17 protein-coding genes are annotated in these 20304 nt (G+C 65.7%); 7 read left to right on the forward strand and 10 right to left on the reverse strand.

What is annotated here, in order from left to right:
• Nucleotides 1-14 precede the first annotated feature (14 nt).
• Genes coxB through JE033_RS00665 form a run of 5 tightly spaced genes read left to right on the forward strand, consistent with a single transcriptional unit; the run spans nucleotide 15 to nucleotide 3894 of the window.
• On the forward strand, nucleotides 15-863 hold the full coding sequence (coxB, locus tag JE033_RS00645) for a cytochrome c oxidase subunit II (RefSeq protein WP_090149074.1): 849 nt from the start codon (nucleotides 15-17) through the stop codon (nucleotides 861-863).
• Nucleotides 864-880: 17 nt separating this feature from the next.
• Nucleotides 881-2524: a cytochrome c oxidase subunit I gene (ctaD, locus tag JE033_RS00650; RefSeq protein ID WP_200328776.1), complete on the forward strand. Its 1644-nt coding sequence runs from the start codon at nucleotides 881-883 to the stop codon at nucleotides 2522-2524.
• Between the two features lie 18 nt (nucleotides 2525-2542).
• A complete protein-coding gene (locus JE033_RS00655) occupies nucleotides 2543-2965 on the forward strand; it encodes a cytochrome c oxidase subunit 4 (RefSeq protein ID WP_200328778.1) in 423 nt (140 codons plus the stop codon).
• A gap of 12 nt (nucleotides 2966-2977) precedes the next feature.
• Nucleotides 2978-3421, forward strand: coding sequence for a GNAT family N-acetyltransferase (locus JE033_RS00660; protein ID WP_200328780.1), 444 nt, complete (start codon nucleotides 2978-2980; stop codon nucleotides 3419-3421).
• Nucleotides 3422-3423: 2 nt separating this feature from the next.
• A complete protein-coding gene (locus JE033_RS00665) occupies nucleotides 3424-3894 on the forward strand; it encodes a TetR/AcrR family transcriptional regulator (RefSeq protein ID WP_200328783.1) in 471 nt (156 codons plus the stop codon).
• A gap of 613 nt (nucleotides 3895-4507) precedes the next feature.
• Here the strand turns inward: JE033_RS00665 and JE033_RS00670 are convergent.
• From JE033_RS00670 to JE033_RS00685, 4 genes are read right to left on the reverse strand one after another with little or no spacing between them, the layout of a single operon-like run.
• The gene (locus JE033_RS00670) at nucleotides 4508-6136 is read right to left on the reverse strand and encodes a cytochrome bc complex cytochrome b subunit (RefSeq protein WP_090149058.1); all 1629 of its coding nucleotides are present in this window, start codon (nucleotides 6134-6136) and stop codon (nucleotides 4508-4510) included.
• A complete protein-coding gene (locus JE033_RS00675) occupies nucleotides 6133-7248 on the reverse strand; it encodes a ubiquinol-cytochrome c reductase iron-sulfur subunit (protein ID WP_090149056.1) in 1116 nt (371 codons plus the stop codon). The genes JE033_RS00670 and JE033_RS00675 overlap by 4 nt, the downstream gene beginning before the upstream one ends.
• Before the next feature lie 46 nt (nucleotides 7249-7294).
• Nucleotides 7295-8104, reverse strand: a complete 810-nt coding sequence (locus JE033_RS00680; protein WP_090149053.1) for a c-type cytochrome — start codon at nucleotides 8102-8104, stop codon at nucleotides 7295-7297.
• 20 nt (nucleotides 8105-8124) lie between these two features.
• Nucleotides 8125-8739 (reverse strand): heme-copper oxidase subunit III, encoded by a 615-nt coding sequence (locus JE033_RS00685; protein WP_090149051.1) that lies wholly within the window; start codon nucleotides 8737-8739, stop codon nucleotides 8125-8127.
• A 196-nt stretch (nucleotides 8740-8935) separates the two neighbouring features.
• On the opposite strand from JE033_RS00685, the gene trpD reads away from it, so the two are divergent.
• Entirely contained in the window at nucleotides 8936-10000 is a 1065-nt protein-coding gene (trpD, locus tag JE033_RS00690) for an anthranilate phosphoribosyltransferase (protein WP_200328785.1), read from the forward strand.
• A gap of 40 nt (nucleotides 10001-10040) precedes the next feature.
• Here trpD and JE033_RS00695 read toward each other — a convergent pair whose 3' ends face one another.
• The 5 genes from JE033_RS00695 to JE033_RS00715 form a co-directional block, all read right to left on the reverse strand.
• Nucleotides 10041-10808 (reverse strand): M23 family metallopeptidase, encoded by a 768-nt coding sequence (locus JE033_RS00695; protein ID WP_370567875.1) that lies wholly within the window; start codon nucleotides 10806-10808, stop codon nucleotides 10041-10043.
• Nucleotides 10809-10999: 191 nt separating this feature from the next.
• Complete coding sequence (locus JE033_RS00700; RefSeq protein ID WP_200328789.1) at nucleotides 11000-12322, reverse strand: carboxypeptidase-like regulatory domain-containing protein; 1323 nt, start codon at nucleotides 12320-12322, stop codon at nucleotides 11000-11002.
• Between the two features lie 38 nt (nucleotides 12323-12360).
• Nucleotides 12361-15366 (reverse strand): glycosyl hydrolase, encoded by a 3006-nt coding sequence (locus tag JE033_RS00705; protein ID WP_200328791.1) that lies wholly within the window; start codon nucleotides 15364-15366, stop codon nucleotides 12361-12363.
• 231 nt (nucleotides 15367-15597) lie between these two features.
• Nucleotides 15598-17511: a BCCT family transporter gene (locus tag JE033_RS00710; RefSeq protein ID WP_234037033.1), complete on the reverse strand. Its 1914-nt coding sequence runs from the start codon at nucleotides 17509-17511 to the stop codon at nucleotides 15598-15600.
• A complete protein-coding gene (locus tag JE033_RS00715; RefSeq protein WP_200328793.1) occupies nucleotides 17504-18166 on the reverse strand; it encodes a phosphoribosylanthranilate isomerase in 663 nt (220 codons plus the stop codon). The genes JE033_RS00710 and JE033_RS00715 overlap by 8 nt, the downstream gene beginning before the upstream one ends.
• Before the next feature lie 143 nt (nucleotides 18167-18309).
• On the opposite strand from JE033_RS00715, the gene chrA reads away from it, so the two are divergent.
• Nucleotides 18310-19536, forward strand: coding sequence for a chromate efflux transporter (gene chrA, locus JE033_RS00720; RefSeq protein WP_200328795.1), 1227 nt, complete (start codon nucleotides 18310-18312; stop codon nucleotides 19534-19536).
• Between the two features lie 25 nt (nucleotides 19537-19561).
• Here chrA and JE033_RS00725 read toward each other — a convergent pair whose 3' ends face one another.
• Nucleotides 19562-20104 (reverse strand): GNAT family N-acetyltransferase, encoded by a 543-nt coding sequence (locus tag JE033_RS00725; RefSeq protein ID WP_200328797.1) that lies wholly within the window; start codon nucleotides 20102-20104, stop codon nucleotides 19562-19564.
• Nucleotides 20105-20304: the final 200 nt, after the last annotated feature.

Here is a 20304-nt window from a genome sequence, read left to right on the forward strand (position 1 = left end):
GTTCCAATCGTCGAATGAAATGGGTCGCAGCCCCGGTGGCGCTCTCCGCAGCGCTGGTCCTGGCTGGCTGTACCCCCGAGCAGCAGCGAGGCTTCCTCCCCGCTGGCTCCGAAGGGGCAACGAACCTCACTGATGGAGTGACTGGCCTCTGGGTCACCTCCTGGATCGTCCTGCTCGCGGTTGGTGTGATCACGTGGGGATTGATCATCTGGGCGACCATCGCCTACCGTCGCCGCAAGGGCCAGACGGGGCTTCCCGTTCAGCTTCGGTACAACATGCCGATCGAGACGTTCTTCACCGTCGTGCCCGTGATCCTCGTCATCGGCTTCTTCGCGTTCACCGCGCAGGAGCAGAGCAAGATCGAGGCTCGCTACGACAACCCCGAGAACGTTGTCGAGGTGCTCGGCAAGCGCTGGTCGTGGGACTTCAACTACGTCGACGATGACGTCTTCTTCCAGGGCATCCAGGTGCAGACCGACGGTGACGGCGAGGCCGAGGCGGAAACGATGCCCGTGCTCTACCTCCCCGTCGACAAGACCACGGAGATCCGGCTCGAGACCCGCGACGTCATCCACTCCTTCTGGGTGGTCGAGTTCCTGTACAAGAAGGACATGATCCCCGGCCAGACGAACTACATGAGCTTCACCCCGACCAAGACGGGAACGTTCATGGGCAAGTGCGCCGAGCTGTGCGGCGAGTACCACTCCATGATGCTGTTCCAGGTCAAGGTCGTCGAGCAGGACGAGTACGACGCGTACATCGAGACGCTCCGCGAGGCCGGCAACACCGGTCAGGTGACCGAGGAGTACAACCCGAACCAGGATCACTTCGAAGGTGACCAGGCCAAGGCTCAGAACGAGTAACGAGGGATAGCAAGAAGATGAAGAAGGGCAATGTCATTGTCTCGTGGGTGACGTCCACGGATCACAAGGTGATCGGATACATGTATCTGATCAGCTCCTTCGTATGGTTCCTGGTCGGCGGCCTCATGGCCCTCGTGATCCGTGCGCAGCTGTTCGCCCCCGGGCTCGAGGTCGTGGCCACCAAGGAGCAGTACAACCAGCTGTTCACCATGCACGGCACGATCATGCTGCTCATGTTCGCGACACCGCTGTTCGCAGGGTTCGCCAACGTGATCATGCCGCTGCAGATCGGTGCTCCCGATGTCGCGTTCCCGCGGCTCAACGCTTTCGCCTTCTGGCTGTACACCTTCGGGTCCCTCATCGCCGTCGGCGGATTCCTGACGCCCCAGGGCGCTGCGTCGTTCGGCTGGTTCGCGTACGCTCCGCTCTCCGATATGACGTACTCCCCGGGTGTCGGCGGAAACCTCTGGGTGCTCGGTCTTGCCTTCTCCGGCTTCGGCACGATCATGGGCGGCGTGAACTTCATCACGACGATCATCACGATGCGCGCTCCGGGCATGACGATGTGGCGCATGTCGGTGTTCACCTGGAACACGCTCATCACCTCGATCTTGGTGCTCCTCGTCTTCCCGGTGCTCGCTGCTGCGCTCTTCGGCCTCGCCGCCGACCGCATCTTCGGAGCTCAGATCTACAACGGAGAAGGCGGAGCCATTCTCTGGCAGCACCTCTTCTGGTTCTTCGGGCACCCCGAGGTGTACATCATCGCGCTCCCGTTCTTCGGGATCGTGTCGGAGATCTTCCCGGTGTTCAGCCGCAAACCGATCTTCGGGTACAAGACGCTGATCTACGCGACCATCGCGATCGCGGCTCTGTCGATGACCGTATGGGCGCACCACATGTACGTGACCGGCTCCGTGCTGCTGCCGTTCTTCGCACTGATGACGATGTTGATCGCGGTCCCGACCGGCGTGAAAATCTTCAACTGGCTCGGCACGATGTGGCGCGGCTCGATCACGTTCGAGACTCCGATGCTCTGGTCGCTCGGCTTCCTCGTGACCTTTATCTTCGGCGGCCTCACCGGCGTGATCCTGGCGTCGCCCGCACTCGACTTCCACCTCTCCGACACGTACTTCGTGGTGGCGCACTTCCACTACGTGGTCTTCGGCACGGTCGTCTTCGCGATGTTCGCCGGATTCTACTTCTGGTGGCCGAAGTGGACCGGCAAGATGCTCGACGAGCGTCTCGGCAAGATCCACTTCTGGGTGCTCTTCATCGGCTTCCACACCACGTTCCTGGTGCAGCACTGGCTCGGCGTCATGGCAATGCCCCGCCGCTACTACACCTACCTGCCGTCGGACGGCGTGACGTGGGGCAACCAGCTCTCCACGGTCGGCGCGATGATTCTCGGCGCATCGATGATCCCCTTCCTGTTGAACGTCTACCTCACGGCGCGACGCGCGCCCAAGGTAACCGTCGACGATCCGTGGGGCTACGGTCGGTCGCTCGAGTGGGCGACGTCCTGCCCGCCGCCGCGACACAACTTCACGTCGATCCCGCGCATTCGTTCCGAGTCTCCTGCCTTCGATCTCAACCACCCCGAGATCAGCGGCGTGGAACAACCGGTACGGCAAACCGAGCGCGAGCTCGCTGAAAAGCAGTGAGCTGAGGAGTAACGAGTTATGAAATCCAATATCGTCATCTTCTGGATTTTGACGGTCTACCTGGTCGTTCTGGCCACGGTGTACACCGTGTGGAACATGCTGGCGCACGGCTACCCGGAGTGGGCGGGGTCGACCGCGATCCTCCTGTCGGGTGGGCTGACGGGCTTCATCGCGTCCTATCTGATGCTCGTTCAGCGCAAGCAGGGCGGTGTGCTGGTGGAAGACCGCGACGATTCCGACATCGACGACGGGGGTCCGGAGCTCGGCGAGTTCAGCCCCTGGAGCTGGTGGCCCATCGTGCTGGCGTTCGGAGCCGCAATGGTGATTCTCGGCCTGTGCGTCGGCTTCAACTTCTGGCTCTCCTTCCTGTCGCTGCCGATCGTGCTCGTCGCGGTCGTCGGATGGGTGTACGAGTACTACCGCGGCAACTTCGCCCGCTAAGGACGGTTCGGTGTGAGCATCATCATTCGGCGGGGTCGAAGCGACGACGACACGGCAGTCTTCGGACTCGCGCGCCAGTTCACGACTGGCCGCGAACCGATCGGACGTGACGAGTTCTCGGTCGCCTACGACAACGTGCTGCGGCACCGCGATCAAGAGGCGAACGTGCTCTTCATCGCTGAACTCGACGACACGGTCGTCGGTTACTCGCTGATGACGGTCTCTCGCCTGCTGCATGCACCCGGACTGACCGCGCACCTCCAAGAGATCGTCGTCGACGAGGGCGCGCGAGGCCACGGCGTCGGTGATCGCCTGATGCAGGCGAACGAGCACTATTGCATGGGTCGTGGCGTGCGACAGCTGTCCGCCTCCACCGCCCGTTTCGGCTCGTTCTACAACCATCGTGGTTTTGAAGCGGTGGGCGAGCACTACCGCAAGATTCTCGAACTCGGGTAATCGTGAACCAACGTCGTGCTCGGAGAAAGCCCGGCGAGAACCGCGAACGCCTGATTGAGGCCGGACTCACCGAGTTCGGCCTCTTCGGCTTTCACGGGGCCTCGACCGCTGCCATTGCAGCACGAGCGGGAGTTCCGCAGCCACACGTCTACGCGAACTTTCCCAACAAACATGCGCTCTTCGTCGAGACCTGCGCCGCCGCCGCACACATCGTGCGTACGCACCCAGATGACTCTGCGGCGACCGACCAACTGCAACTGCACGGCAGCGAGCCTCTCACCTCCGGAGACTTTCGCACGAGCGCACAGCGCGCCGTGCTGCAGGCGATCTCTGCTGTAGCCATCCCCGAACTCCGGGACGATCTGCTGTCTCTTCTCGTGCCGCTACGCAATGGGCTCGGCATGGAACGATTCGTGCGCGACTACGGCCTCGCAAGCACTTCCCTCATCGATCATGCGCTGACCCTGCGCTGACCTCCCGGCGCGACCCCATGCATCGGCACGGTCTGCGTCTTGCTCAGATCGGCCGGCGCCCCGTCGTCGGCTCCATGGTCGGCGGCTGACACCCGGGGGGGGGGGTACTCCCGGGATGCCGATGCACGACGACTCGGGTACGCACCGCCCCGACGTGCGCTGAGCGCGACAAGCGCCGACGGAGTCCGCTGAGCGCGGCAAGCGCCGACGGAGTCTACTGAGCGCCGCTGTCGAGGCTTCGCGCCGGTCGGTGAGCGGCAGCCAGCTGAAACAGGCCGGGTGAGCGGCGGGCCGCGCCTGTCTCCCCGGGTGTGCAAGGGGTCTGGGAGGGGTGGAACTGCCCGGTGTCGGTCCGGTGTCGGTGACGCGCGTGCACTGGTCCGAGTGCCAAGCGGCGCACCGCATCGCACTCCGCAACCCACTGCCCGGTGCTGCGAGGAACTCAGGATCTTTGGAAGGTTCGTTGATGACGTCACACTTCGCCGGAGGGGGGGGCTCGCGCCTGAGCGCGCGACGGCCGGTACGACGAACACACCCCGGGTGTCGGACCAGAACTGCGGTCCAACACCCGGGGTGTGTTCAGAGGGGAGCCCTCCGCTGGGTCGTGCGAGGGCTAGTGGCCCTCGTGGTGACCCTGCTCGATCTCACCCTTGCTCGGCGGAACGATGCGGTCCTCGAAGAACCAGCGGCTGAACCCTGCACGGAGTCGCTTCGAGAACGGGATGCGGCCGTCGTCGTTCGGGCGGAGCATCATCGGTGCGTAGTCGTGGTAGCTGACGAGCTGCCACGACTCGTACTCGTCGAGCGGCTTGTGTACCTCGACGAACTCGCCGCCGGGCATGCGCACGATGCGACCGGACTCGTACCCGTGCAATGCGATCGAGCGGTCCTTCTTCTGGAGCGCGATGCATGTGCGCTTCGTCACCTGGTAGGCGATGATCGGCCCGAGGATCAGCAGCGCCTGGAGGCCGTGGATCACGCCTTCCATCGACAGCTGGAAGTGGGTCGCCATGAGGTCGGAGCTGGCTCCTGCCCACATCACCGCGTAGAACGTCACGCCGGCAGCGCCGATGGCGGTGCGGGTCGGTGCGTTGCGGGGACGGTCGAGGATGTGGTGCTCGCGCTTGTCGCCCGTCACCCAGGCCTCGATGAAGGGGTACACCATGACGAGAACGATGAAGATCCCGATGATGCCGAGGGGGAGGAGCATGTTCCAAGACCAGGTGTACCCGAACCACTCGGTCTCGAGCCCCGGCGGAATCAGACGGAGCATGCCGTCCGCGAATCCGATGTACCAGTCGGGCTGGGTACCGGCCGACACCGGGGATGGGTCGTACGGACCGTAGTTCCAGATCGGGTTGATGCCTACCAAGGAGGCGATCAGCACGATCACACCGAACACGATGAAGAAGAAGCCGCCGGCCTTCGCCGCGTACACGGGGAGGACCGGGAAGCCGACGACGTTCTGCTGCGTCTTGCCCGGGCCAGGGTACTGCGTGTGCTTGTGGATGACCACGAACGCGAGGTGCAGAGCGATGAAGAGGATCACCAACGCCGGCAGCACCATGATGTGGAGCATGTACAGGCGTCCGACGATCGCAGTGCCCGGGAACTCTCCACCGAAGAAGAAGAAGGAGAGGTACGTTCCGATGACGGGGATCGCCTTGATGATGCCGTCGATGATGCGGAGGCCGTTGCCCGAGAGCACATCGTCGGGGAGCGAGTATCCGGTGAAGCCCTCAGCCATGGCGAGGATGAACAGCACGAAGCCGATCACCCAGTTGAGCTCGCGCGGCTTGCGGAATGCGCCCGTGAAGAAGATGCGGAGCATGTGCAGGCCGATGGAGGCTACGAAGAGCAGCGCCGCCCAGTGGTGCACGTGGCGCATGAGCAGCCCGCCGCGCACCGAGAAGGAGATGTCGAGGGTCGAGGCCATGGCCACCGACATCTCGACGCCCTTCATCGGAACGTAGGGGCCCGTGTAATGGGTCTCCACCATTGACGCCTGGAAGAAGAGCGTCAGGAAGGTTCCGGAGAGGAGGATGACGACGAAGCTGTAGAGCGCGACTTCACCGAGAAGGAAGGACCAGTGGTCGGGGAAGACCTTGCGGCCGAACTCCTTGACGGCGACGCCGATCTTGGTGCGCTCGTCGATGTAGTTCGCGGCGGCGGCCGTGAAGCGGCTCGATCCGTTCTGAGCCTGCTGGCTCGACGCGGGGGATTCGGTGACGGTGCTGCTCACTTGAGGCGCTCCCAAAAGCTCGGGCCGACGGGTTCATGGAAATCACTCTGAGCGACGAGGTATCCCTCGTCGTCGACAGTGATCGGCAGCTGCGGCAACGGACGCTTCGCCGGTCCGAAGATCACCTTCGCGTGCTCCGAGACATCGAACTGCGACTGGTGGCAGGGGCACAGGAGATGGTGGGTGTGCTGCTCGTAGAGCGCGACGGGGCAGCCGACGTGCGTGCAGACCTTTGAGTACGCGACGATGCCGTCGTACGACCAGTCCTTGCGCTCCGGAAGTTCGCGGAGATCTTCCTGGTTCAAGCGCATGAGCAGCACGATGGCCTTCGCCTTGGCGTCGAGCAGGTGGACGCTGCCACCGCGCTCATCGAGGGTCATCTTCTCGAAATCCTCGTGATTCAACGTCTCGGGGATCACGTGGAATGCCGAGCCGATGGTCACTTCGCTGGCCTTGATGGGGACGCCGGAAGGATCGCGTGCGAGTCGCACGCCCTCGGCCCACATCGTGTGGTGCGCGAGTTCGACGGGATCGCGATCCTGCGGTCCGAGACCGCGCAGGAGCGTGATGCCGGGCAGCGGGAATGCGATGAGCGCTCCGATGAGGCTGTTGCGCACGAGCGAGCGCCGGGAGAAGCCCGACTCCTCATCAGCGAGCTTGAAGACCTCGGCCGAGCCCTCGCGGGTCGGCGCGTCGCTCGGGGTCGGGTGGCGGTAATCGATGGACTCGTGGTCCGCCATGATCGCCTTGCCCCAGTGCACTGCGCCGATGCCGACGGCGAGCAGGGCGAGAGCCATGCCGAGGCCGACGAACATCGTGTGCAGGCGGATCGCCATCAGTTCGCCCGTTTCGATCGGGAAGAACATGTAGGCGAGCACGGCGCCGAGGCTGCCCGCGATCGACAGGTAGAAGAGGCTGTACACCGTGCGTTCAGCGCGCTTCTCCTTCTTCGGATCGAGATCCGTAACACGCTTGCGGTGCGGGGGAAGGCCCGGATTCTGCACGGCGTCGGACGGGATGACCGCGGTACCTGCGGCTGCCTCGGCCGAGCCGTGGCCGGCGGCAACGACAACGGCGTGCTCGCCGCCGTTGTTCTTCGCTTCCTCTGCCATGTTGCTCCTTGACTCCTGACTCATGAAAACTGTGACGCGTTGTCGACTAGTTCGACTTCGCGGTGACCCAGACCGTGAGGCCGATGACGGCTCCCAGGCCGATCACCCAGATGAACAGACCTTCGGCGACGGGGCCGATCGATCCGAGGGTGAGGCCGCCGACCGCCGGCTGATTCTCGATGTACTTCAAGTACGAGATGATGTCGGCCTTCTCCTGCGGGGTGATGTTCGCGTCGTTGAACACCGGCATGTTCTGCGGTCCGGTGATCATGGCTTCGTAGATGTGCGTCGGAGCGACACCGGTCAGCTTCGGAGCGAATTTGCCCTCGGTGAGCGCGCCGCCGGCAGCTGCCACGTTGTGGCACATCGCGCAGTTGATGCGGAAGAGCTCAGCGCCGTTGGCTACTCCCTCGTCGTCGCTGTCCGCCTGCAGGTAGCGCGTCTCGGGAAGCCCGGGTCCGGGAGCGAGCGAGGCGACGTACGCCGCCATCTGCAGCGTCTGCTCCTCGGTGAACTGCTGGGGCTTCACCATGCCCTGCGGCCCCTGGAAGGCGAGGGGCATGCGTCCCGTGCCGACCTGGAAGTTGACGGACGCTGCTCCCACACCGATGAGTGTGGGGCCATCGGGAGTGCCCTCTGCGGCTGCTCCGTGGCACGTGGCGCAGTTGGCGCCGAACAGCTTCTCGCCCGCTTCGATCGTCGCGGGGGAGGTGAGGTCGACCTCTGCCGTGGCGGAGGTCTGGCTGAAACCGGCGTACGCTGCGCCGGTCACGAGCAAGCCGACGGCGACGAGTGCGGCCGTCGCGAGCGGGTGCCTGCGGCCGGACTTGCGAAGATTCTTCTTGGCGCGAGCCATGATGTCGATTGCTCCTGACCCTATTTGAGGACGTAGATGACGATGAAGAGGATGATCCACACGATGTCGACGAAGTGCCAGTAGTAGGACACGACGACTGCGGTGGTCTCTTCTTTATGCGTGAAGTTCTTGACGGCGTAGATGCGACCGATGACCAGCAGGAAGGCGACGAGGCCCAGGGACACGTGAATGCCGTGGAAACCGGTGGTCATGTAGAACGCCGAGCCATAGGGATCGGAGGCCAGGGTGATGCCCTCCGACACGAAGGTCGCGTACTCGTACGCCTGGCCGGCGACGAAGATGGCTCCCATGAAGAACGTCAGGTAGAACCACTCGACGGTTCCCCACTTCTTCATGCTGGCGCCGGTGGCGCGCGGCTGCATGCGCTCGGCCGCGAAGACACCCGCCTGTGCGGTGAATGACGATGCGACCAGAATGAGCGTATTGATCAGCGCGAACGTGAAGTTGTGCTTCTCGGTCTGCTCGGCCCACAATTCGGGGTTCATCGCCCGCAGCGTGAAGTAAATCGCGAAGAGGCCCGCGAAGAACATGACCTCGCTGCCGAGCCACACGATCGTGCCGACGGCGACGAGATTCGGTCGCTTCACCGCAGGCACGGCTGACTTGGTATTCATAGTGGTCGTTGTCACCCTTCCATTATGGCTGAAAGTCAGGTGTGGATTTTCACCCGGGCACGGCGAGCCGAACTTTCTGCATCGTTCACCGGTAGCCTACCGTCTCCGGTGGCCGACGGATCGCACCGCGAAGCCCTCATTCATCGGATGAAGTGGCGTGATCTCGCGGGTTTCCAGCCGTCGATAGAATCGACGCATGATCGACGAACGGACTTGGCCGACCGTACTCACCACCCTTCTCGAAGGGGATGATCTCAGCGTCTCGCAAGCCGAATGGGCGATGTCCCGGTTCATGACGGGAGACGCGAGCGGCGCGCAGATCGGTGCGTTCCTCGTGGCGCTGCGATCGAAGGGCGTCACCGTCGATGAGGTCATCGGGTTCCGCGACGCGATTCTCGCGGAAGCGCTCCCGCTGGATCTGCCCGCCATGTCACTGGACATCGTCGGCACAGGCGGAGATCGCTTCGGTACGGTGAACATCTCGACGATGGCATCGATCACCGCCGCCGCGGCCGGTGCGCCGGTGGTGAAGCACGGCAACAAGGCGGCGAGCAGCCTCTCCGGCTCCTCGGATGTGTTGAGCGCGCTCGGCATCGATCTGGCTCTCGACGGGCCGCAGCTCTCGCGCGCCTTCGAGGCGTCAGGGATCGCGTTCGTGCACGCGGCGAGGTTCCTCCCGGGGTTCCGCCATGTCGGAGCAGCCCGTAAGGAACTCGGGATCCCGACGGTCTTCAACTTCCTCGGCCCGCTCTGCAATCCGGTGAGGCCAGAAGCATCGGCGGTCGGCGTGGCCGACATCGACCGCATCCCGATCTTCGTCGGCGTCTTCCGACTGCGAGGTGCTTCAGCGCTCGTGTTCCGGGGCGATGACGGGCTCGACGAACTGACGACGACGGGCCACTCGCGACTCTGGGAGGTGAGCCGGGGCGGGCTGACCGAGCATGACATCGATCCACGTGATCTCGGGCTCCCGCGCGCTCAGATCAGCGACCTCGTCGGGGGCTCGCCCGATGAGAACGCCGAGGTGGTCCGCCGCGTCCTCGCCGGCGAGTCCGGGCCGATTCGAGACATCGTGCTGCTCAATGCGGCGGCGGGTCTCGTCGCGTTCGATCTCGCGCAGCGCCCCGAGACGGCGGAACGCGCGCTGCTCGAGCGCTTGGGCGAGAAGCTCGTCGTAGCCGCAGAGGCGATCGACTCGGGGAAAGCGGCTGCGAAACTCGACGATTGGGCTCGCGCCACGTCGTCAGCCTCTGGCGCCTGATACAGGCGTGCACGGGGGAGCGCTGCGCGGGAGTGCCCGTCTAACTCGAGGGTGGCTCTTCCCGATCCGGCGTTCGGGCGGGAACCGGTGACGCATCGCGGTCGGTGCGGTAGTACTTCGCGAGGAACGGCATCGGATCCACCGGCGCATCCTCGACGCGCAGCGCGAGGTGGAGATGAGCTCCGAACGAGATACCCGTGGAACCGACCCGCCCTGCGGGCTCGCCCATCTCGATTCGATCGCCGACCTTCCAGGAGTGGGAGCCGGACTGCATGTGGCAGTAGCGGCTCGTCACGTCCTTTCCGTCGATCTCGTGATCGATCGTGAGCGCGAAACCGCATCCGTCCGTGGCGTCGCCGGCTTCCGAGACGACTCCATCGGCGATCGCGAGGATCTCCGTGCCCGCGCCAGCCGCGAAATCCTGTGCGTCGTGGAACTGCTCGACCGGCGCCGTGCGATATCCGAACGGGTCGGTGAGCGCCACGGGGGTCGCGAACGGATAGTTCACGACGGAGCGCGCCCGGAACGAGTAGCCGATCGAAGAGGGCGCGTCGGTGTCGACGACATCGATCTCTGCGAGCGACGACGGCAGGTCGTCGACGGACACCTCTGAGAACAGTCGCTGCTGCACAGCCGCAGCGTCGGCAGTTCCCGACTCCTGCATCAGCGGCAGCGCGAACGTGGCGACCAGCCCGCACACGCTGACCGCTGCCGCACCGCGGGAGAGACGGGTGCGTCGAGCTCGCGAAGCGGCCGGGGCGTTCGGCATCTCAGCGTCCGGCACATGCTCGCGCCGTGGACTGGTCACGTATTCAGGTTCGGCGGACTCTGCCGAAGCAGTGCCGTTCGAGCTGTCTAGCGGAGGTGCGGAGGTCGTCATGCAAACTTTCATCTGGGGGAGCGAGTGGATCCGCTCGGGCATAGGGGCCAGGGTACCGGCTCGCGTCCGTGGGCGCCACCGAGGGCCGCGGGCGGCATGACGCATGCCGCCCGCGATCCTCACTCGGTGCCGAGCTGCTGACGACGGCGCGCGACGAGGATGCCGCCCGCAGCGAGCAGCGCTGCCGCGAGTGCGACGAGCCCGGCGATTCCGGCCCCCGTGACGGGCAATGATCCGTCTCCCGGTTCACCGGCGCCGCCCGACGCGGCGTCCGCATCGCTTGCCGCCTCCGCCTGCGTTCCCGCGGCGGCGCCCGACGCATCGCCCGCGGCGTCGGATGCCGAAGCGTCTGCGTCCCCGGAGCTCGCGCCCCCAGCATCGGCGCCGTCGGCGGCGCTCGATCCGGCGGCATCGGATCCGGATCCTGCTCCGCCAGCTGCGGCAGCGGCATCCGGATCCGCGTCCGCTGCGAGCACCGCATCCGAGGTCACCAACGAGACGAAGGGGGAGGTTCCCGTTCCGTGCGCGAATACCCATGCCGTCACAGATTCGCCCACGAGCTCATCGGTCAGGTCAAGGCTGGTGCTGGTGCTCTCGAGCGCCCTCTCCCCGGCGCTCCAACGATGGGAGACGGACTCGGGATCCGGATCGAATGCGGGATCGACAACGGTCAGCGTTTCACCCGAGCGCGCTTCTCCTGAGATGGTCGGTTGGTCCGCAGCGAACTCCCCTTCCGGCGCGGTGCCCAGGGGGATCGAGCCGAAATCGACGGAGGCGCCTGCGAAGACCAGCGCATCCTGCGGCGCCGGTGCGGCAGCCTCTCCTCGCGCGGCGACCCACGGCACATAGCCTCCGGCCGGGACCCGGGGAATCGTGATCTCGCCCTCCTCGTCGGCGTATTCGCGCTGCGACTCGCTCGGGGCGCCGTTCACATCGATGCCTCGCACGTGCGCGGCGGCATCATCGAGATCGATGAGCGTCTCTCCGCCCTCGGTGATCGAAAGAGTGATCTCGCCGCCCCACCGCTCGAGGTCGTGCTCCGCGAACGGTGCCGCATCGCTCACCCCATCGGTGATCTCGAACGCGGGCCGATCGTCCGCGTACGAGGAGTTTCCGCCGAGTGACTCCCCGAGCGCGAAACGGGCGTTCGAGACGGACGTATCGTACTGCAGCGTGTAGGCGCCATCCGGCAGGAAATCGAGCGCCCAGGACCCGTCGGAGCCCGTCTCGGTCGCCTGCTCGAAGACGTAGGACTGCTGATCCCCATCCCATCGGTAGGCAGAGACCTCCACGCGGCCGACGGGGGCGTCGTCTTCGGTCACGCTTCCGGTGATGGTGGCATCGATGGCGGCTGCGCTCGTCGCGCTCAACGGTGCTGCGATCAGCACTGCAGCGAGGAGGGCGGCCGGCATTCCACGGCGAAGGGCGGGGCGAGAGGTCATGCTGTTCTTTCTGGTCGTGACGGTTGTCGTGCGCATGTTCAGGCCACCCGCGCCTTCCCGAATGCCGTGACCGTTACCGGCCCCATGAGCCCGTAGGCCTGCGACGGGACGACGCCGTAGACAGCCGGATTGACGACCCTGAGACGGTTGATCAGCGGGGACGCGACCTCGACGCGCAGCGTGTTGCGGCCGGTGCGCACGTAGTCGGAGATGTCGAGTTCCGTATCACTCAGATCCACATGGTCGACCGGCACGCTGTTCACCCACACGCGGAAGGTGTCGAGTACCTGCCCCAGGGAGAGGCGGACACCGCCCGAGCCGGGCCGCCACGACGCGTCGAGTGCGAAGGTGGTGCGATAGTCCCCGATTCCGGCGACGTCGGCGTACCCCAATTGCGTCCAAGCACCGAGCGCACCGCTCTCCACGCGGTGCGAGACGTGGTCGGTGGCGACGCCGTCCGCAGCGGGCTGCCAGTCGTCGAGCGTGAGCGACCACTCGGCGAGCTCGATGGGGTCCGGGAGGGCGGGCACGAGCGTCTGCTTCTGCCGGCCGTCGGCGAAGCGCACCGAATGAGGGCCCGCCTGCGAGGCGTGGAGGTACACCGCTCCGTCAGCGCGCACGGACACATCGTCTCCACTCGTCTCGATGACGACCGCGCGGGGCGTCGTCGCTCCGGCCCAGCCCTGCGGCGCGAGCACGACGACGGTCGACTGCGCCGGTTGCAAACGCAGATGCACGGTGATGGCCGCACCGTCTCGCGTGTACTTCGCGAGCGGCCGGATCGCTCCCGTCCACGCGTCGAGTTCGTAGGGCACGTGCGAAACCGAGGTGGCGAGTACGGTGACATCCTGCTCGACGTACGCGAGCTTATCCTTGCCCGGATTGTGCTTGGCGTTGACGAAGTAGAAGTAGTCGACGCCGTCGGAAACCCGGTGCACGTGCTTCACGCTCGAGCTGGCATGGCTGACGGTTCGGGTCACACCCAGCGCGGCCAGGGCCAGCGGAATGTCGTCGTTGCCCGCGGCATCGGCCACATTCGGGAGTGCGCGCATCTGGGCGATGATGTCGACGACTCGCTGATTCGTGGCGGCGTCGCGGAACCCGGTCGACGCAGGTGCGCTCCAATTGCCGAAGAAGACGATGGGGAAGCCCGACTGAGCCAGGGCGAGCAACGCCTCACCGGCGCGCGCGGACATCGTCGCCTCGTTGCCGCGGAACCGGTCGATGTCGAGGATGAATGCGCGGTAGTTGCCGCCGTCCGGCGCGAAGCGACCGCCCTGGAGCACCGAGAGTTCTTGGAAGAGTCCTGATTCGTTCAGGAATCCGTGCGACCACCCGATCGGGATGCCCGCAGCCGTCGCCCACGGCGCACCGATGCCCGTCTGCGCCCAGCCCTTCTGCCGGAAGAACGCGATGTCGTACACGGGGCGTCCCTGCTGGAGTACCCACTGCGTGCGCGAGATGGCTGCCGCGACCCGGTCGAGGTGCTTCCACACGGGCATGCGCGGACCCCATGCCTCGGAGTAGCCGACGCCGCCGTTGTAGGGGGAGAAGGCGGCGAACCCTGGCCATGCGGCGCCCGGTGCGGCCGCGTACGCGTATCCGTGCAGCACCGTCTGATTCACTCCGCCGCAGAAGGTCTCGGCGAGCGTGTAGAGCACTTCGTTGCGCCACGTCGTGAGATACGCCTTGTTGAGGTAGGCCGACGATTCACAACTGAGCAGCTTGCGCCCAGCGATGTCTCGCCCGCTTGCGAGCACGCGGTAGTCGTCGACGTTCTTCGCACCGAGGGACTCCGTCTCCGGGATGTCGACGATGCCGGCCTGCTCGATGGAATCCTGCTCGAGGCCGTATGCCTGCACGCGGTATTCGAGTCCGTACGAGTGCGCCCAATCCCGCAGCGGAATGAGGTGGTACTCGGAGTACAGCTCGCTCATGACCTGGTTGAAATCGTCTCGGACGCGAGTGGTGACGACGTCGTCGAAGTCGTAGAGGTACTTCTCCTTCGTCTCGACGAGTGCGGGCAGGAACGGGAAGACGTCGTAGCTCATGCGCTTCTGGAACTCTTCGCGAGCCTTCGGCGTCCAGATGGTGGCGTGCGTCTCGATCTCGAGCGAATCCTCGAAGAAGCTGCCGCCGACGGACCCGAGCAGTCCTTTGATGCGGTCAGTGAGGAGGTTCGTCTCCCAGTAGTCGATGAGCGTCTGCGCGCCTGTCGCGCTGAAATGATCGACCACGTACGACGTGGGGTTCGTGTGGTCGCCACCCTCCGGGCGCTGACCGCTCCCGCGTTCCCAATACGCGAGGAGCACCCAGGAGCCGCCCGTGGCGGGCGCCGTCCACTCGAGGCGTTCGTTCGCGACGTCGCCCGTCAGGTCGACGAGGCTGCTGCGCTTCAGCACGGTCGTCTTCCCGACGCTGACGATCTCGAGCGCGTGCACGCCGATGAGCGCGCGCTCGGTCACCCCTGGCTCCGGGGGAGTGATGGGCTCGGGGAGCGGCCCCGAGAACGCGCTGCCCGGGGCGAGCGTCGTCGATCCGTGCGCGATCTCCTTGATCGCGGCCTCGGACTGGGGCGTGATGTTCGGCGTCGCCGCGGGCCATGACGGCCCGAGGGTGATATCGATCTCGATGCCCTCTTCCTCCGCGGTGGCGAGGGCGGTCTCGACTGCGGCGATCCAGTGCTCACCGCCCCATCCGAAGTTGTCGATGTCGAGCCCGCCCTTGACGCTGTGGTGGACGTCGGAGATCTCGAGGCCGCCGAAGCCGGATCGCGCTGCGGTGCGCACCTCTGCCGCGATCTGCTCGAGGTCCACCTGACCGTTGGGCCACCACCAGCGGAACCGCGGAGCCGTGGCCATCGTCGGGTTCGTGAAGCCGTCGAGCGTCGCGGCGCCGGTGCCGGTCTCAGCGCCAGCGACGGCGCGGGCAGCGGCGGGGTGGGACGCCGAGAGGGCGGCCACCCCCGCGGCGGTCACCGCCGAGTAGCGGATGAGTTGTCGGCGAGTCAGACCAGATGGCCGGCGGTCGACGTGGTGTGGCATGCGATTGCGCTCCTTTGCGACAACGGCGCCGCAGCTTTCGCACACTCGCCGTCGAGTTGAATCGTTTCAAAACCGTGCAGCAAAAGCCTACTGACCGTTCATCGGCAATGTCAACGTTGCCGAGACGCAACACAACGTGCTATTCGCGGCCGATCCGTGCATCGAGCATGACGCTCGCGAGTCCGTGCGATGCCGACGCGGTTGCATGCCGCGCGTCGGCATCGCACGGACTCAGCGGTCGGTCTCTCGCTCCGTCTCTCGCTCGGCATCCTCGATCGCGGGAGCGACCCCGGGGGAGGAGCCGAGGGAGGAGCCGGGGGTGGGCTCCGCTTCGGGTGCGGCGATGGTGTCGATCGGCCCCGTCGTCGCGTCGACGTACCAGTCGGTGAGCGCGGGATCCTCGCTGTCGAAGCCCGCGCCGGCGCCTTGGTGGGCGGGCACGCTGTTCGTACCGAAGACGAAGTCATCGCCGAACTCGTCGATGCCGCGCCTCACGCCCTGCGCGATCGCAGCACGAGCATACGCGCGACGGATGATGTACGGATCGGTCCGCAGGTCCTTCGCCCAGGCGATCATGATCCCGATCACGATGAAAGCGAACGGCAGCGCTGACACCACCATCAGCGACTGGAGGCCGGCGAGCGTGTCTCGCCCACCCGCAAGGAGGAGAGCGACGGCGATGAGGCTGAGGAGGAGACCCCAGACGATCGTCACCCATTTCGCCGGCTCCGGTCGTCCCATCTGCGACATCGAGGCCATCACGATGGATGCGGAGTCGGCAGCCGTCACGAAGAAGACGAGCACAGCGATCATCGCGACCACGGAGGCGATCATGCCGAACGGCAGCTCGTTCAGCATGTCGAAGAGCACTGACTCGCCGGAGCCTCCGGTGTCGAGCTGAGCGCCCTGGAGCGTCTGGAAAATGGCCGTACCGCCGTAGATCACGAACCAGGTGATGACGATCGCCGAGGGCACGAGGACCACGGTCGTCACGAACTCTCGCAAGGTGCGGCCGCGGGAGATCTTCGCGATGAACATGCCGACGAAGGGCGTCCATGAGACCCACCAGGCCCAGTAGTACGTCGTCCAGGTCGACAGGAACTGCGTCGCATCCTCTCCCTGATTGGGGTTGCGCGCGAGCATGATCATCGCCTGCTGGAAGAACTCGATGATGGACGACGGCAGGAAGTTGAGCAGGTAGACCGTCGGCCCGACGATGAAGACGAAGAGGGCGAGCAGGCCGGTGAGGAACATGTTGATGTTCGAAAGGCGCCGGATGCCCTTCTTGACTCCGGCGACCGCCGAAGCGATGAAGCAGGCCGTCAGGATCGCGATCGAACCCACGATGAAGGCGTTGCCCATGGGGCCGAGCCCGGTCACGATGCGGAAACCGCTCTCGATCTGCAGGGCGCCGATTCCGAGCGAAACCGCGGTGCCGAACAGGGTCACGATGATCGCGAAGATATCGATGATCCGGCCCAGAATGCGGTTGCTGCTTCCGGGGAACACCGGCTCGAAGAGGGCGGAGATGAGTGGCGCGCGGCCGCGACGGTACGCACTGTAGGCGATCGCGCCCCCGACCAGTGCGTAGAAGGACCACGCGATCGGACCCCAGTGGAGGATGGTCTGCGCGAGTGCCGGAAGAGCTGCGTCCCCGCTGCCGGGCTCGACCTCGAGACCCGGTGCCGGATCGAGGAAGTAGGTCAGGGGTTCGAGCGGGCCGTAGAAGAGCAGGCCGATCCCGAGCCCAGCTGCGAAGAGCATCGAGATCCACGACAGGGTCGAGAACTCCGGTTCCTCGTCATCCGAACCGAGGCGGATGCCGCCGGTGCGGCCGTAGCCAACGACGAGCATGAAGCAGACCACCGCGATGGCGAGGGAACCGAACAGCCAGCTGAAGTTCTCGGTGACCCAGGTGAGCGAGTTCCCGCCGACGACGGCGATGGTGTCCGGCGCGATGAAGGCCCAGACGATCACTGCGAGCGTGCAGGCGACGGCGACACCGAGGACCACCCAGTTCGTGGCGAAGCGGACTCCGGTCTGCTCGACCCCGATGCCCGGGATGAGGCCGGGGTGGGGGACCGGAGGCGGGGTGACCAGTGTGATCTTGCGCGTGCGCTTGCCTGGCTCGTGCCGGTCACTCATATGAAATATCGCTTTCGTCGGTAGGCGCGAGTTGCGCGCGTGCCGCTTCGATGAAGCGGCGGATCAGTTCTGGGTGCTTCTGGCCAGGGGAGCGCTCGACGCCGCTGGAGACGTCGACGCCGCCGGGTCGAGCGGTGGAGATCGCTGCTGCGACATTCTCGGGGGAGAGGCCACCGGCCAGCAGCCAGTCCGGGCCGATACGGCGCGTGAGTTCGCTGTCGCTCCCGAGCGGAGAGAGATCCCACGTGTCGCCCGAACCGGGGATCGCGCCGTCGAGGAGGAGTCGTTCCTCATTCAGCTCCCCGGCGTACAACTGCGGAGCTTCGGTCAGCGACGTCGCGCGCCACACTCGAGGGAGCAGCGCCTGCGCGCTCGCCACGTCATCCGCGGTATACGACCCGTGCAGCTGCAAGACATCGAATCCGAGATCGAGTGCCAGCCGTGCCGCTTCCGCAGCGGGGATCGAGTTCACGACGAGGACGGTGTCGACGTCCGGCCGAGCGCTCCGTGCAGCGCTGATCACGGCCCGCGCGTCATCCGCCGATGCGTGGCGGGGGCTGCGCGGGCTCATGACGACGCCGATGGCATCGGCGCCGAGCTCGACTGCAAGCGCTGCGTGCGCGGGCTCGCGAAGCCCGCAGATCTTGACGTACATACCCATCCCTCGTTTCGGCGACTCTCCAGGGTACCCAATGGGCCGCGAGGTCGGCATCACGGGGCGCCGGTCGCGGGAGTCGAGCGGATGAACACCCGGCTCGCCGAGCCCACGCGTCGACGTATGTTCGTTACGCTCAAGGGGTGTCTTGGCGTGCGCAGAGCCGGTCTCGGGTGCTTGAGGTGTTCGCCGTGTTCTTGCGACTCGGGTGCACCTCGTTCGGCGGCCCGATCGCCCACCTCGGGTATTTTCGCGAGGAGTTCGTCGTACGTCGACGCTGGATGAGCGACGCGGAGTACGCGCAACTCGTCGCGCTGTGCCAGTTCCTCCCCGGCCCGGCGTCGAGCCAGGTCGGCTTCGGGCTCGGACTGCGTCGGGCGGGCCTCCCCGGTGCCATCGGGGCGTGGATCGCGTTCACTCTTCCGTCGGTGGCCGTCATGATCGCCCTCGCACTGGGCGCGGCTTCTCTGACGGGGCCAGTCGCCGACGGCGTGCTGCACGGTGTGCTCGCGGTCGCTGTCGCCGTCGTCGCGCACGCCGTGCACGGCATGGCACGATCCCTCGCGCCGGACCTGCCGCGCGCCGGGATCGCCGCGCTCGCAGGAATCGTCGCATTGCTCGTCGGTGGCGTCTGGGGGCAGCTCGCTGTACTGTGCGGTGGCGCCGCCGCCGGAGTCCTCCTGCTGAGGCGATCTGCGGAGGTCGAAACGGACGTGGGTGCGCAGGGAAGCGGGTGGGCGATGGGCATCTCGCAACGGAGCGGAGCCGTCGCCTTGGCGATCGGTGGCGCACTCCTCGTGGCTCTCCCGATCATCGCGGGCGCGGTGCAGCACACCGCCCTGTCGGTCACCGACGCCGCGTACCGCGCCGGAGCGACCGTATTCGGGGGAGGCCACGTCGTGCTGGCGACCCTTCAAGCGGAGCCGGCGCTCGCTCGGGGAATCGACCAGGATCAGCTGCTCTTCGGATACGGCGCCGCGCAGGCTATGCCCGGACCTCTGTTCAGCATCGCCGCGTACGTCGGCGCGCTCGCTGACGGGGCGGGGAGTGTCTCAGAGCGTGTGGGCCTCGCAGTGCTTGCGATCGTGGCGATCTTCACCCCGGGGTTCTTGCTGCTCCTCGGCGTGCTGCCCTTCTGGGCGCGGCTCCAGCGAATCCCGAGAATCGCCGCGGCGGTGCGGGGGATCAACGCTGCCGTGGTCGGCGTGCTCGCTGCGGCCTTCATCGATCCCGTGCTGACTCACGGTGTGACGGACGTCGCTGCACTCGCGCTGGCGCTCGCCGCGCTCGTCGCCCTGTACCTGCGCGTGCCGCCGTGGATCGTCGTCGTGACGGGCGCGGTCTGCGGCGCCGCGTCGTCTCTGCTGTAGTGCACTGGCAGTCTGCGCGGTGCGTTCAACGGGTATTAGACCGTTGGGGCTGGAACAGGTGAGAATCGGCGAGCTGCATGCCGAAGACAATGCGCACAACGCTGCTGTCGCTGAAGTCTTCAGCGATTCGCTGCATGCCGATCTTCTCGGCAACCCGCGCTGAAGCGCGATTGTCAGGGTGGACGATCGCGACGAGCTCGTCTGCGCTCAAGCGCGTTCGTGCGAAATCGCGGCACGATGTTGCGGCCTCAGTGGCGAGGCCGAGACCGTGCCAATCCGGAATGAGGTGATACCCGACCTCGAGCATCTGCGTGCCGTTCACAGATTGCCAGGTCAGTCCACAGTCGCCGACGAACTCACCATTCGTCGCCTCAATGATCCAGAGGCCGTACCCGTGTGTGGCGTAGTTCTTCTGATTCCACTCAATCCACTCGGCGGCCTCGGCCCGCGTCTTCGGCGATGGATAGAACTCCATGACGACCGGATCGCCGAGCATTGCCGCCATTGCGTCCAAATCTTCAGGCGACATCTCTCTGAAACGTAGACGATCGGTGTTGAGCGGAAGCATGGCGAACAGTTTAGTCAGCGTGGCGATAAGGCTTTACATAGCGCTGCCCTTCGATCGAGCTGACATAATATAGATTATCATGCATGCTGGGCGGAGTGCGAGCGAGACCTGATCCACGCTGACGGCTGCGCGTTCTGAGCGAACATTACGCGCAACGATCGCACATGCGCCGTTGCGCGTTCGCTCCCTGGAAGCTGCCC

This window comes from Leucobacter sp. L43 (assembly GCF_016597785.1).
Taxonomy (GTDB): Bacteria; Actinomycetota; Actinomycetes; order Actinomycetales; family Microbacteriaceae; genus Leucobacter; species Leucobacter alluvii.